General features: G+C 73.9%; 13 protein-coding genes and 1 pseudogene. 5 read left to right on the forward strand and 9 right to left on the reverse strand.

The genetic code is table 11. From position 1 onward, the window contains the following. Position 1: 1 nt before the first annotated feature. The 8 genes from Val02_RS02785 to Val02_RS02820 form a co-directional block, all read right to left on the reverse strand. The gene (locus Val02_RS02785; RefSeq protein WP_203897229.1) at positions 2 to 259 is read right to left on the reverse strand and encodes an acyl carrier protein; all 258 of its coding nucleotides are present in this window, start codon (positions 257 to 259) and stop codon (positions 2 to 4) included. Then, positions 256 to 780, reverse strand: a complete 525-nt coding sequence (locus Val02_RS02790) for a PaaI family thioesterase (protein WP_203897230.1) — start codon at positions 778 to 780, stop codon at positions 256 to 258. Before Val02_RS02790 ends, Val02_RS02785 begins: the two co-directional genes overlap by 4 nt. Then, positions 777 to 2,405 (reverse strand): AMP-binding protein, encoded by a 1,629-nt coding sequence (locus Val02_RS02795; RefSeq protein WP_203897231.1) that lies wholly within the window; start codon positions 2,403 to 2,405, stop codon positions 777 to 779. Before Val02_RS02795 ends, Val02_RS02790 begins: the two co-directional genes overlap by 4 nt. Next, positions 2,402 to 3,616, reverse strand: coding sequence for an NAD(P)/FAD-dependent oxidoreductase (locus Val02_RS02800; protein WP_203897232.1), 1,215 nt, complete (start codon positions 3,614 to 3,616; stop codon positions 2,402 to 2,404). The genes Val02_RS02795 and Val02_RS02800 overlap by 4 nt, the downstream gene beginning before the upstream one ends. Further along, on the reverse strand, positions 3,616 to 4,722 hold the full coding sequence (locus Val02_RS02805) for an SDR family oxidoreductase (RefSeq protein WP_203897233.1): 1,107 nt from the start codon (positions 4,720 to 4,722) through the stop codon (positions 3,616 to 3,618). Before Val02_RS02805 ends, Val02_RS02800 begins: the two co-directional genes overlap by 1 nt. After that, on the reverse strand, positions 4,713 to 5,573 hold the full coding sequence (locus Val02_RS02810; protein ID WP_203897234.1) for an alpha/beta fold hydrolase: 861 nt from the start codon (positions 5,571 to 5,573) through the stop codon (positions 4,713 to 4,715). Before Val02_RS02810 ends, Val02_RS02805 begins: the two co-directional genes overlap by 10 nt. Positions 5,574 to 5,575: 2 nt before the next feature. After that, complete coding sequence (locus Val02_RS02815) at positions 5,576 to 6,946, reverse strand: cytochrome b5-like heme/steroid binding domain-containing protein (RefSeq protein ID WP_203897235.1); 1,371 nt, start codon at positions 6,944 to 6,946, stop codon at positions 5,576 to 5,578. Between the two features lie 76 nt (positions 6,947 to 7,022). Continuing rightward, the gene (locus tag Val02_RS02820; protein ID WP_203897236.1) at positions 7,023 to 10,121 is read right to left on the reverse strand and encodes an efflux RND transporter permease subunit; all 3,099 of its coding nucleotides are present in this window, start codon (positions 10,119 to 10,121) and stop codon (positions 7,023 to 7,025) included. A gap of 201 nt (positions 10,122 to 10,322) precedes the next feature. Between Val02_RS02820 and Val02_RS02825 the strand changes: the two genes are divergently transcribed. From Val02_RS02825 to Val02_RS02845, 5 genes and pseudogenes are all read left to right on the forward strand, one after another. Then, complete coding sequence (locus Val02_RS02825) at positions 10,323 to 11,528, forward strand: sensor histidine kinase (RefSeq protein WP_203897237.1); 1,206 nt, start codon at positions 10,323 to 10,325, stop codon at positions 11,526 to 11,528. After that, on the forward strand, positions 11,525 to 12,211 hold the full coding sequence (locus Val02_RS02830; protein ID WP_203897238.1) for a response regulator: 687 nt from the start codon (positions 11,525 to 11,527) through the stop codon (positions 12,209 to 12,211). Before Val02_RS02825 ends, Val02_RS02830 begins: the two co-directional genes overlap by 4 nt. A gap of 97 nt (positions 12,212 to 12,308) precedes the next feature. Next, on the forward strand, positions 12,309 to 12,647 hold the full coding sequence (locus Val02_RS02835) for a VOC family protein (protein ID WP_373317853.1): 339 nt from the start codon (positions 12,309 to 12,311) through the stop codon (positions 12,645 to 12,647). Between the two features lie 74 nt (positions 12,648 to 12,721). After that, a pseudogene (locus tag Val02_RS02840) lies at positions 12,722 to 13,057 on the forward strand (carboxylate--amine ligase); the annotation flags it as partial. Continuing rightward, positions 13,054 to 13,311 (forward strand): hypothetical protein, encoded by a 258-nt coding sequence (locus Val02_RS02845; protein WP_203897241.1) that lies wholly within the window; start codon positions 13,054 to 13,056, stop codon positions 13,309 to 13,311. The pseudogene Val02_RS02840 and the gene Val02_RS02845, both read left to right, overlap by 4 nt. A gap of 13 nt (positions 13,312 to 13,324) precedes the next feature. On the opposite strand, the gene Val02_RS02850 is transcribed toward Val02_RS02845, so the two are convergent. Continuing rightward, the gene (locus Val02_RS02850; RefSeq protein WP_203897242.1) at positions 13,325 to 13,543 is read right to left on the reverse strand and encodes a hypothetical protein; all 219 of its coding nucleotides are present in this window, start codon (positions 13,541 to 13,543) and stop codon (positions 13,325 to 13,327) included. Positions 13,544 to 13,597 lie beyond the last annotated feature (54 nt).

Raw genomic sequence — 13,597 nt, forward strand, 5'->3', positions numbered from 1 at the left:
GTCATGCGGCGGCCCGGCCGGTCGTCGCGAGGTGCCCGCGCACCAGGGCCACCAGGTCGGCGAAGGTCGTCGCGCCGAAGACCTCCTCGTCGCTGAACTCGACGTCCCAGTGGCGTTCGAGGCGGGTAACCACGCGCAGCAGGCGCAGCGAGTCGGCCCCGGGCAGGTCGCCCAGCACGTCGTCGTCGGTGATCTCGGCCGGCTCCAGGTGCAGTTCGTCGGCGAGCAGCGCGCGGATCGTGTCGGCCGCGTCGGTCATGATGACGTTCCCCTCTGATGGTCGAAGTAGGGCTGGAGCGCGGCGAACCCGGCGGCGTCGAGACCGAGGTCCCGGGCCTCCTCCGCGCGGATCGGGGTGTAGGTGCCGCTCGCCGCGACGCGCACCGCACCGTCCACATCGGACACGTCGGCCTCGGCGCGGACGGTCGTGCGGCCGGTGTCGCCGGCCGTGCCGCTCAGCAGCCGCGCGGTGACGAGGTAGCGGCGGCCGGTGTGCAGCGGCGCGAGCATGCGGGTGCGCAGCGTCGCGCAGAACGTCAGCCGCCCCCGTTCGACGGCGACGAGCGTGCCCATCACCTCGTCGACGACGGCGCCGATCACCCCGCCGTGCACGATGCCCGGGTAGGAGGCGAACCGTTCGGGGACGGTGAACCACGCACCGGTGCGCCCGTCGGGCAGGCGCCGCACCGCGAGCGCGAGCCCGTCGGGGTTGTGCGGCGAACAGCCGAAGCAGCGGATCCGTTCGTCGGCGAGCCAGGGGAGCGCGAGCGTTCCGGTCACGGCCGGTCCGCGCCGATCCGCTCGGCGGCCAGGGCGCGCTGCCACTTGCCGCTGGTGGTCCGGGTGAGCCAGCGCGGCCGCACGACGTACACCCGCACGGCGGCGAGGTCCAGTTCGGCCGAGACGCGCCGGGCGACCTCGCGGCGCAGCGCGGCACCACCGTCGGCGTCGGCGACGCTCTCCACGATGACGCCGATGTGCTCGGCACCCTCGTCCGAGGTGTCGGAGAACGCGACGCACCGGCCCCGGTACACGCCCGGGGTCTCGCGCGCCACCCGTTCGACGTCGTCGGGGAAGAAGTTCCGGCCGCGTACGACCACCATCTCCTTGAGCCGGCCGGCCACGAACAGGTCGCCGTCGAGCGTGAAGCCGAGGTCGCCGGTGCGCAGCCAGGCCCCGTCGAACAGCCGCCGGGTCGCCTCCGGGTCGCGGTAGTAGCCGCTCGACACCGCCGGCCCGCCGATCTGGATCTCGCCGAGTCGCCCCTCGCCGACCGGTTCGCCGGACGGGTCGACGATCCGCAGCACGATGCCGTGCACCGGCCGGCCGACGCTCACCACCCGCTTGGCGCCGGGGCCGGGCCCGGGCAGGATGCGCACCGTGCCGCTGGTGGCGAGCGCCGTGCGGTCGACCGGCACCGCGCGCGGCACGCTGCCCGGTTCCGGGAACGTCACCGCGAGCGTCGCCTCCGCCATGCCGTACACCGGGTACATCACCGACGGGTGCACCCCCAGCGTCGCGGTGAACCGCTCGACGGTCTCCGCGCTGACCGGCTCGGAACCGTTGAACGCCAACCGCCAGCGCGAAAGGTCCACAGTGGACAGATCGCCGGGGCGCAGCGCGTCGAGGAGGTAGTCGTAGGAGAAGTTCGGCCCGTTGAGGATGGTGCCGCCGACGGCCGCGAAGTGGCGCAGTACCTCCACCGGCCGCCGCAGGAACGCCGTCGGCGTGAACACGTGCACGTCGCTGCCGTTGAGCCAGGAGGAGAGCAGGCCGATGAGGCCCATGTCGTGGAAGAGCGGCACCCACTGCACCACCACGTCGTCCGGCGTGAGCCGGCCGGAGACGACCACGGCGCGCAGCCCGGCCAGGAGGCTCGTGTGGCTCAGCATCACGCCGCGCGGTGCGCTGGTGCTGCCGGAGGTGAACTGCACGACCGCGAGCGCGTCGGCTGGCACGTCGGGCAGGCGGGTGTCGGACGGTCCCACGCCGGGCGTGATGACGGTCAGGTCCGGCAGCAGGTCGCCGAGCACCGCGCCGAGCGGCCGGAACTCGTTCGCCAGCACCAGGTGCCGCATCCCGGCCGCCTGTGCGATGCGGGCCAGCCGCCGGCCCGTGGCGGCCTCGTCGCCGAACCCGGGCTGGATCGGCAGCAGGCTCACCGCCGCACCGGCCCGCCACAGCCCGAAGAGCGTCACCGGCACGTCGTTCAACGGCGGCAGGAGGACCCCGACGACGTCGCCCGGGACGACGCCGGCCGCGCGGAAGCGGCCCGCCGCAACGGTTGCCGCGCGGTCGACCTCCGCGGCGGTGATCCGTTCGGCGGTGTGCGGGAAGTGCAGGGCGGCCCCGGGTGCGGTGCGGGCCAGGGCCGCGAGGCCCGCACCGAGTGTCGTTGCGGTCATGCCTGCTCCAGACTCGGGTCCGACGTGGCGGTGGAAGGGTTGGTCGACGGGGACGGCCGCCGGTGACGGGTGCGCACGGCGGTGAGGAGTTCGCCGGCGGCGGCGCGGGCCTGCCGGCGGGAGGGCATGTAGGCGAGGAAGAAGACCGCCCGGGTGAACCACGCGAGCCAGCCGGTGAACGGCACGCCGTACAGGTGCGCGGCGCCCTTGCCGACGCCGAGGCACGCCGAGCGGCCCAGCCCCGGATAGCCGAACCGGCGCGGTGTGCGCCCGCGCAGCTGCCGGACCAGGTTCCGGCCGAGGCGGCCGCCGTGCTTGATGGCCCACAGGGCGTTCGCGGGGCTGGGGCGCCCGGAGGCGATGTGCGGCACGGCGGCGAGGTCCCCGCCGGACCAGACCTCGGGACGCCCGGCCACCCGCAGGAACGCGTCGACGCGCAGCCGCCCGTCGGGCAGGCGCGGCAGCTGCTCCGTTCCCGGGACGGCCACCGGGCGCTGGCCCGAGGTGCTGACCACCAGGTCGGCGGGGAGCAGCGTGCCGTCGGCGAGTGCGACGCCGGTCGGGCCGACCTCGCGGACGGCCGTTCCGGTGCGCACCCGCACGCCGTAGCGGTCGAGCTGCCGGTGCACGTAGCGGGCTAGGCCGCGGTAGCGGGGCAGCAGTTCGGGCACCAGGGCCGGGCCGGAGTGCACCAGCTGGATGCGCCGGCCGTCGTCGCGGAACCGTTCGGCGATGGCGGCGCACAACTCGGCGCCGGCGAGGCCGCCGCCGACCACCACGAGATCCCGCCACGGCTGCGCCAGCCGCCGGTGCAGCAGGGCGAAGCCGGCGGGGTCCTTGGCGGAGTAGCCGTGCGCGCCGATGCCGGGCGGCGTGCGGCTGTCCGACGAACCGGCGGCCAGCACCAGCTGGTCGTACTCGACCTCGGTCACGCCGTCGGCGGTGCGCACGGTGGCGCGGCGGCGTTCGAGGTCGACGGCGGTGACCGTGCCGTCGACCAGCGTCGCCGCGGGGCACAGCTCGGCGAGGTCGGTGACGAGCCGCCGCGGCGGCAGCAGGTCGCCGAGCACCTCGCCGGTGAACCCGTGGAAGCGGTGCGTCAGGCCGGGCGCGACGACCGTGGTGGTGACGTCGCCGCGGCGGATCGCGCGGCGCATCGCCCGGTGCGCCCAGACGGTGACGTAGCCGCCGCCGACGAAGAGCACGCGCATCACACACCGACCCGCGCGGCCGAGGGGAACGAGTCGGCGTACCAGCGCAGCGCCTCGGCCGGCGCCGGCCGTCCGGCGAAGCGCGCGGCCGACGCGCGCCCGACCACCCGGTCGGTGTTCGAGCGGTCGAACACCCGGTCGCCCCACATGTACGAGAGGTAGTACGACATGCGGTCGGCCAGCCGCAGGTCACTGTCGCGCAGCTCGGCCGCACTGTCCACAAAGGACACCGGCCCGAGCCCGAACGTCCGGCAGATCTCGGCGATCAGCGTGGTGACCGGCACCGCCGGCGCACCCACGAGATGGAAGATCTCCCCGTGCCGCCCGTCGAGGCCGCAGCGCACCGCCTCGGCGCCGACCTGGTCGACCGGCACGAGGTTGGCGGTGGCGCCCGGGTCGACGTGCAGGCGGATGCCGTCCGGCCCGCGGTGCTGGTGCGCGTAGCGGCTCAGCGCGAACCCGAGCCCGTACAGGCCGCTCAGGCTGCCGCTGACGGCGGCGGTGCGGCTGTGCCCGATCACCACGCTCGGGCGCAGCACGGTGGTGCGGAAGGCGTTCGCCGACAGGACCAGGTTCTCGGCGGCGATCTTGCTCTCCTCGTAGGCGTTGCGCGCCTTGGCGGGGTCGGCGGGGCGTTCGGGGATCACGCCGTGCGCGGTGCCGGCGACGTAGGCGCTGCTGACGTAGTGGAACGCCGCCGCCCCGACCTCGCCGGCGAGGTCGAGCAGGCGCGCGGTGCCCTCGACGTTCGTGCGGTGCACGAGTGCGCGGTCCCGCTCGTGGTAGCGCAGCGAACCGGCGCAGTGCCACACGTGCGCGACGCCGTGGCGCAGCGCGTGGCGGGCCGCGTCGAGCGGCCGGTGCAGGTCGGCCGGGACCACCTGACAGCGGCGCGGGATCTCGGGCACGACCTGCGCCGGCAGGCCGTACGCGCGGGCCGCCTCGGCCAGCCCCGCGAAGAGCCGGGCCGCGGACTGTCCGGGCCGGCCGGAGGGGCGGACCAGGCACGCGACGTGCGCGTCGGTGCGGGTCAGGAGTTCGAGCACGAGGGCGCGACCGACGAATCCGGTCGCCCCCGAGACCGCGTGGCTCGGTGCTACTGGCATGTGGATGGTTCTCCCGTTCGATCGTCGGGGATCCGCGCACCGGCGACGAAGGCCACCACGTCGCGGATCACGTCCGGGTCCTTGAGGATCAGCCGGTGGCCCAGCCGTTCGGTGCTGCGCAGGTGTGCTCCCGGCCAGGCGGCGGCCAGGTTGGCGCCCTCCCGGTAGGGGATCTCGGCGTCGTCGCGGTCGTGCACGATCAGCGCCGGGGTGCGCAGGTCCGGCGCGACGGTGCGCAGGTCCCATCCGTCGGCGTGCGCGTCGAAGTAGCCCAGCAGCGCCGCGCGGGTGCGGGCGTGCAGGCGTGGGCTCAGGCCCAGCGTGCGGGCGAAGCGTTCGACATTGGTGTCGGACTCGGCGAACGGCGACACCAGCGCGACGGCGTTCGGGGTGGCGCCCAGGCGCAGCGCGTACGCGACGGCGGAGGCGCCGAACGAGTGGCCGATCATCGCGTGCACGCCGCCGAGCTGCCGTTCCAGGCGCACCAGCAGCGTGGCGAACTCCACCAGGTCGGTGCGGCGGGCCCGGGAACGCCCGTGCGCCGGCCCGTCGAAGGCCACCACCCGCAGGCCGCGTTCCACCAGCGGGGCGACGAGGCGCGACAGGTGCGAGCCCCGGCCGCCCCAGCCGTGGGCGAGCAGGACGCACGGCCCGTCGCCCCAGGCCCACGCGTCGAGACGTTCCCCCTGAAAGGACAGGGGCACGACGGAGGCCGGCGCGTCCCAGCGCGACGGTGCGGCGCGCGGCAGCGGGGTGAGGAAGAGCCGGGCCGCCTGCCGGCCGGCGAGGCCGGGCGCGACCGCGCCCAGGGCGGTGAGGTACAGGCGGGCGAGCCGCAACAGGGTCGACACGACTAGCTCACCGCCCGGCCGACGCGGTAGTTGAGCCGGAACGTCTCCACCATCGCCGAGTGCCCGGCCGCCGCGAACGCCGCCGTGGCGTCCCGGCCGGCGTGGCGCAGCAGCACGTCCCGCCCGCCCGGATGGTGCCGGGCCCACGCGGTCACGTCGAAGACCTCGCCGGAGATCACCACCCAGAGGCTCTCCGTGCCGTCGTGCTTCGCGATCTCGTCCCACTTCAGCTCCGGCAGCTCGACACGCGGCGCGTCCGCCGGAGCGTGCAGCGGCAGCAGGCCGTGCGGATGGCCGCCGTTGGGGCGGGCCCGGTCCAGCACCGGCAGGTGTGGCGAGCGGTCCGACACGCCCAGCCGTGACGGCTCCGGCGGCCCGCCCGGATGCGCCGGATTGTTCTGCAGGCTCCGCACGAACGCCCCCGCCGGCAGCAGTTCGTTGAGGGTGCCGAGCGTGTAGAAGACGCCGCGGACCCGTTCCCGCTCCCGCGGCGTGGGCTCCGGATAGCCCAGTGCGCGCCGGAACACCGGATGCATCCCCACGCGGGCCGCCGCCAGCACCGCCTCGCGCAGTCCCGGGAAGCCGGCGTCGCCGAGGGAGTTCGACGCGATCGTCTCGAACGTGTCCCGCTTGAGCGGGTGGAAGCCGTCGTTCGCCGTCGAGGCGTCCAGGAACCAGCGGTACATCGCGGCGTAGTCGTCGGTCAGGTCGGCGATGTTCATGTCCCGGCCGAGGCGCACGTAGGCGTGGAAGTAGCCGAGCCGTTCGACCTCCAGCAGCGGCCGGTGCCCGATCCGTTCGATCGCCTCGAGCCAGGTGAACGCGCTGTCCAGCAGCACGTACTTCATGCCCTCCTGCGGGATGAGGTAGCGGCCGTGGATCTCGTTGAGCCGCGCGACGACGGCCCGGCCGCGGCTGCTGTCGGCGCCCCACTCGAAGTAGTTCGCGAAGAGCGTGTAGGTGTCGTGGAACCGCTGCACCGGGCGGTCCTCGGCCTCGCGGGTGCTGCGGAAGAAGAGCGACACCGCGCTCGACTGGGCGATGCGCAGGATGGCCAGGAGTTCGGCGACCCGCGCCTCCACCCGGAACGCCGAGCCGAGCGCGTGGTGGATCCGGTCGCAGTCGCGGATCGGATCCAGGTCGTTCAGCTGCGCGGGCGGTGTGCCGGACAGGAGCCAGTTCACCCGTTCGGCCAGCGCGTCTGTCGGCAATCCGCGGGCCGCCAGGTCGGCCACCTCGTCGGCGACGGCGGCCGCGATGCGGTCCCGGGGCGTGTGCCTGGTCAGGCCGCTGTAGCGGATCAGGAGGTCGAGCAGGGGTCGGCGATCGAATTCGACGTGGTCGGTCACCAGCGTGGAGCACGGATCGGTCACCCCCTGCGAGCGTTCCACTCCGTTCCATCACGAAGACCGCCCGGCGGTGTGGTGCCGCCGGGCGGTCGTGATGCCGTCAGTGGGCGACGAGCACCGGCTCCTCCGCTTCCGACTTCGCCGCGTGGCGTCCCACCCGCCGGCGCTCCTTGAGCCCCTCGACGATCGTGTACAGCGTCGGCACCAGCACGAGGGTCAGCAGCGTCGAGCTGATCAGCCCGCCGATGACCACGATCGCCAGCGGCCGCGAGATGAAGCCGCCGCTGTCGGTGACCCCGAGCGCCATCGGGCTCAGCGCGCAGATCGTGGCGACGGCGGTCATGAGGATCGGCCGCAGCCGGCGCCGCCCGCCCTCGACGACCGCGTCGTGGATGCTCATGCCCCGCGCGCGGTACTGGTTGATCAGGTCCATGAGCACGATCGCGTTCGTGACCACGATGCCGACCAGCATCAGCGCCCCGATCAGCGCCGGCAGGCCGAGCGCGGTGCCGGTGGCCAGCAGCAGGAGCACCGCCCCGGTCGCCGCGAACGGGATCGACACCAGCAGGATCAGCGGCTGCACGATGCTGCGGAACGCGCCCGCCATGATGAGGAACACCAGGGCGACCGCGGCCGCCAGCACCAGGGACAGGTTGCCGAACGCCTCGTCCTGGTCGGCGCTGACCCCGCCGATCGTGTAGGAGGCGCCGGCCGGCAGCGTCAGCGCGGCGAGCCGCTTCTCCAGGTCGGCGGTGACCGCGCCGGTGTCGGCGGTGTCGGGCGTGCCGGTGATCGAGGCGGTGCGTTCGCCGTCGATGTGGGTGATCCGGGCCGGCCCGTCGATCCGCCGCACCTGCGCGACCGCGTCGAGGCGCACCGGCCCGGCCGGGGTCGGGACCGGCATGGCCTTCAGGGCCTCCAGGTCGGCCGGTGCCGCGCCGGTGCGCAGGACGACGTCGCGCTGCCGGCCGTCGATGGTGACCGTGGTCAGGGGCGCTCCGCGGTACACCGCCGAGACGAGGTCGCCGAGCGCGCTGTCGCTGAGCCCGTAGCGGGCCGCGGCCGCCCGGTCGGCCGTGATGTCCACGCGCGGCGCGCCGGTCGTCAGGTTGCTGTCCACATTGATCACCTTCGGGGTGCCGGCCATGGCCGTGCGGACCCGTTCGGCCGCCTCGGTGAGGGTCGCCGCGTCGGCGGCGCGGACGACCACCTCCAGGCCGCCCGAGCCGGTGCCGCCGTCGGTCATGGTCCCGCCGACCGCGACCACGAGCGTCCCCGCGTCGGTCACCGTCGCGAGCCGGTCCCGCACCTTTCGGGTGAACGCCGTGAGCTTCGTGCCGCTCTTCACCGTCACCGTGAAGGTCGCCTCGCCGCTGTCGCTGTCGTCGCCGAAGCCGCTGCCGCCCACGGCGCCGATCGTCACCTGGGTGACGGCCACCTCGGGATACCCGGCCAGGATCGCCTCGACCTTCCGCGCGGCGGCGTCGGTGGCCGCGAGCCCGGTCCCGGCGGGCAGCCGCTGCGACACGGTGATCGACGTGCTGTCGCTCTGGTCGAGGAAGTTCGTCTGCAGCCGCGTCGCCAGCCCGGCGGTGCCGGCGAAGATCACGAGTCCGATCGCGAGCGTGGTCAGCCGCCGCCGCGTCGCGAACTCGATCACCGGCACGTACGCCCGCTGCAACAGCCCGCGCCGCTCCTGCTCCTGGGTGACCGGCCCACCGGCCGGCGGCCGCAGGAACCAGTACGCGAGCACCGGCACCACCGTGAGCGCCACCAGCAGCGAGGCCAGCAACGCCACCGAGACGGTGATCGCGAACGGCCCGAAGAGCTGCCCGATGAGCCCGCCGACGAACGCGATCGGCAGGAAGACCGCGACCGTCGTGAGCGTCGACGCGACGACCGCGCCGGTCACCTCCCGCACGCCGGTGAGCACCGCCTCGCGCCGCGGCTCGCCGTAACCGAGGTGGCGCTTGATGTTCTCCAGCACGACGATCGAGTCGTCGACGACCCGGCCGACCGCGATCGTCAACGCCCCGAGCGTGAGCAGGTTGAGCGTGTAGTCGCGCACCCACAGGGCGAGCAGCGCCACCACCACCGACACCGGGATCGATACGGCCGTCACGAGGGTCGAGCGCACCGACGTCAGGAAGATCAGGATCACGAGGACGGCGAACGCCAGGCCGAGCAGCCCCTCGGTGGTCAGTCCCTCCACCGAGGCCTCGATCTCCGGCGCGCTGTCGGAGGTGACCGTGAGCCGGGCGTCCCCGCCGAGTTCGCGCCGCAGATCGGGCAGCAGGGCGCGGACGTCGTGCGAGATGGAGACCGCGTTGCCGTCCGGGCGCATCGTCAAGGACAGCCCGATGCTCGGCTTCCCGTCGATGCGGGCGAGCGAGGTGATCTCGTCGGGCACCAGGTCGACCGTCGCGACCGCGCCCAGGCGCACCGCGGCGTTCGGCGCCTCCGCGGCGACGAACAGGTTGCGGACGTCCTCGACGGTGCGCAGGGCGCTGCCGACCTGGATCGCCAGCGACTCCTTCGGCTGCGCCAGCGTGCCGGCCGCGACCGTGGAACCGTTGGCGCGCAACGTCTGCGCCACCGCCTCGGCGCTCACCCCGGCCGCGGCCGCCTTCGCCGCGTCGAGCGTGACCGCGACGTGGTCCGTGGTGCCGCCGACGACCTCCACGCCGCGTATCCCGTCGACGCCCTGCAGCCGCGGCACGACGAGCCGCCGGAGCCGCTCGGTGAACTCCCGCGGGTCGGCCGTGCCGCTCGCCGACACCTGCATGATCGGGGCGTTCTCGAAGGAACCGGCGACCACCTGCGGCACGACGCCGGTGGGCAGCTGCGCGGCGACGCCGTTCACCGCGGTCTGCAGGCGGGCGACCATGTCGTCGAGCGGCGTGCGGTAGCCGAACTCCACCTGCACCGTCGCGAACCCGTCCCGGGTCACCGACGTGACCTGCTCCACGCCGTCGACCGACCGCGCAGCCGTCTCGATCGGCGCGGTGACCTGCTGCACCACGATCTCCGGCGGCGCACCGGGCAACTGCGCCGAGACCATCGCCATCGGCAGTGACAGGGGCGGGAACAACTGCTGCTTGAGCTGCGGAACGGCGAACGCGCCGAAGCCGAGCACGATCAGCGTGACGAGCGCGACCAGCCCCCGGTTGGCGAGGCTCAACCGAGCCAATCTGAACATGATGGTGGACCCCTCGGATCGATCGGATCTTTTGTCGGGGTTCACCCTGGCCGCGGCGACCCCCGGCGCGCGTCGTCCGGCGGGCGGCCGCGCGACGCTGCGAACGCGGATCGTCGCGGTGCCGCCTACCGCATCCGGAGCACACCCGTATACCGCGTGCGGACGACGCCCCCGCCGGCCGGCGTTCCTACGATGGCCGGCATGGACCTTGCCGGGTTGCGGCGGAGCAGGGCGTGGCGCACCGCCGGGCGCCATCCACAGTGGACGGACGCGGTGCTCGGCCTGGGCGTGGCCGTGCTGTCGCTGTTCATGGTCTCGTTCAGCCCGCAGGGGCAGGAGCGGCAGGACATCACCGCGTACCACCTGATCGCCGCCGGGGTGGCGTTCGTCGCCGTGACCGTGCGCCGGCGGGCACCGCGGCGGGCGCTGGCCGGCACCGTCGCGGCCGCGGTACCGCTCACGTTCGCGCTCGGCGGCCAGCCGCAGGCCGTCACGGGCACGCTCATGGTCACCGTCTACACCGTCGCGCTGGTCACCGACCGGCGCGGCCTCCTGCTGACCGCCGCCGGCGTGTGCGTCGTCGGCTGGCTGACCTACGTCGCCGTCGGGGACGGCCCCTGGTGGGATCCGGAGAACAGCGCCAATCTCGGGTTCGTCGGGATGGCCGCGGCCTACGGCGACGCGACGCGCAGCCGGCGGGCCTACATCGCCGCCGTCGAGGACCGGGCGACGCGCGCCGAACAGACCCGCGAGGAGGAGGCCCGCCGCCGGGTCGCCGAGGAGCGGCTGCGGATCGCCCGGGAACTGCACGACGTCGTCGCGCACCACATCGCCGTCGTCAAGGTGCAGGCGACCGGCGCCCGGCACATCGGCCCGCGCAGTCCCGAACAGGTCGCGCCGGCGCTCGACGCGATCAGCCGTTCCGCCGACGCCGCGCTGACCGAGATGGCGTTCGTCGTCGGGCTGCTGCGCGACTCGGGCGAACCGGCGGGCACCCGGCCGCCGCGCGGGCTCGCGCAGCTGCGGGAGCTGCTCGCCGACCTGTCCGGGCACCTGAGCGTCGACTACCGCGTCACCGTCGAGGGCGCCTCCACCGGCGCCGGCGAACTGCCCGCCGTCGTCGACGCCGCCGCCTACCGGATCGCGCTGGAGGCGCTGACCAACGCGCAGAAGTACGGCGACGGGACCGCCGACCTGACCGTCGCCTACACGCCGCAGGCCGTCACGCTGCACATCGCGAACCCGGTCGCCGACCCGGCCGGTGCGCGCGGCTCCGGGTACGGCCTCGTCGGCATGCGCGAACGCGCCTCGGCCGTCGGCGGCAGCGTCACCGCCGGGATGGCCGCACCGGGCCGGTTCGCGGTGCGGGCGTCGCTACCCCGGCGGGTGCCGGCGGTGGCGTCGTGATCCGGGTGCTGCTGGTCGACGACCAGCCGTTGATCAGGGCCGGCTTCCGGATGTTCCTCGCCTCGGAGCCGGACATCGAGATCGTGGGCGAGGCCGGGAACGGGCGCGAAGCGGTGCGGTTGGCGCGGACCGGCCGGGCTGATGTCGTTCTCATGGATATCCGGATGCCGGAGCTGGACGGCATCGAGGCGACCCGCGAGATCGCCGCGTCCGAGGACCTCGCGGGGGTAAGGATCTTGATCCTCACCACCTTCGAGAACGACGAGAACGTCGTGCGCGCGCTGCGTGCCGGCGCCGGCGGCTTCCTCGGCAAGAACGCGGAGCCGGACGAACTGCTGCGCGCCATCCGGGTGGTCGCCGCCGGCGAGACGCTGCTGTCACCGGCCGCCACGCGCGGTCTGGTGAGCCGGTTCCTGAGCGAGGTGCAGCCGGTGCCGCTCCCGCCGCCCGAGGGCCTCGAACGGCTGACCGAACGCGAACGCGAGGTGCTCGTGCTCGTCGCGCACGGCATGACCAACGACGAGATCGGCGAACGGCTCTTCCTCTCGCCGCTGACCGTCAAGACGCACGCGAACCGGGCGATGGCCAAGCTCGGCGCGCGCGACCGGGCACAACTGGTCGTGATGGCCTACCAGAGCGGCCTGGTCCCGCTCGCTCCCACCGGCCGACCGGGGCACGGGTAAACCGCTACTTCGGCGGTGGGTGCGGCGCGTACGGTGTGGCGCAGAGAGCTACGCGGACCCGAAGGGGCGAATGTTGCCAGCCGCTGAACTGCGAGGCGTGACTCTGGACTGTGCCGACCCGCCGGCGCTGGCGCGCTTCTACAGTGCGCTGACCGGGATGCGCGAGCTGTTCAGCTCGGACGGGTTCGTCGCCCTGACCGGCGGCTCCGGTTGTGACCTGGGGTTCCAGCGGGTCGACGGATACCGGGCCCCGCAGTGGCCGGGGCAGGACGTGCCGCAACAGCTCCACCTGGATTTCCGGGCCGACGACCTCGACGCGGTGGAGGAGTTGGCGCTGGGACTGGGCGCGGTCAAGCCGGAGCATCAGCCCGGCGACGGGCGCTGGCGGGTGCTCCTGGATCCGGCCGGCCATCCCTTCTGCCTGACGCCCGCCTGACGCCCATCGCGACATCAGAGGTCGGTCAGATGGGCTCAACGCCGCCATGATGGACGCCTCGATGGTGTACGGACACCCTCGCGGTCGCCGGCCTGGTCCGTGCGCTCGTGGCGACCGCGATCGACGACATCCGCGCGGGAAGGCCCGCTGCGCGGGTCGCTGAGCACCTGCTCGACGCCGCGCACTGGCACGCTGCCCACGAGGGCATCGACGGAAGCCTCATCGATCCGCGCCTGGGCACGGCGCGGCCGGCGTGGCAGTTCGTGGACGACCTGTTCGCCACCGTGCGTCCGGCCCTGACCCGTCACGGCGACACCGCGTTCGTGGTGCGGCAACTCGCGGAGCCTTCCGCCGTCTTGCGCGGCGAGGGCGTTTTCTCCCGCAAGCGCCGGGTATCGGGGCGGCCATGAGCGAGACACACGAGGACGCGATCCTGGTCGGCGGACCACGGGACGGCAACCGGCTCGAGTCCCAGGGGCAGCCGGTGGTCGAGGTGGAGATCGACGGGTTCATGCACCGCTACGCCATCACCACCAAGGAACGCGACGGCCGGCGCGTGTACAACTACGACGGCATGATCGACCCCAGCGGCGCCCAACCGGGGGCGCAGGCGCCCGAGGGCGGACTGCATGACCCGATCAGCGGCGACCGGCTCAGCGGTTGATCGCCGTGGCCCGTCACTGGGGCCGCACGGCCTCCGTGTCGCCCGAGACGTCGGCCGGGTCGTAGCCGGCGCGGCGCACCCGTTCGGCGTGGAGGCGTTGTTCGTCCGTCGTCTCCTGGTCGAAGAAGTCGCCGGCGTCGTCGTCCGTCGCCGGCAGGGAGTGGCCGGGCGGACGCAACGACTGTTCGTGCGCCGTCGTCGTGTCCTCGGGCGTCCGCTGTGGTTCCGTCATGGCCGCGCACTGCCCACGTTCATGGCGCACAAACGCGGCCACCGTCGCCCGTTC

The organism is Virgisporangium aliadipatigenens (genome assembly GCF_016863615.1).
Lineage (GTDB): Bacteria > Actinomycetota > Actinomycetes > Mycobacteriales > Micromonosporaceae > Virgisporangium > Virgisporangium aliadipatigenens.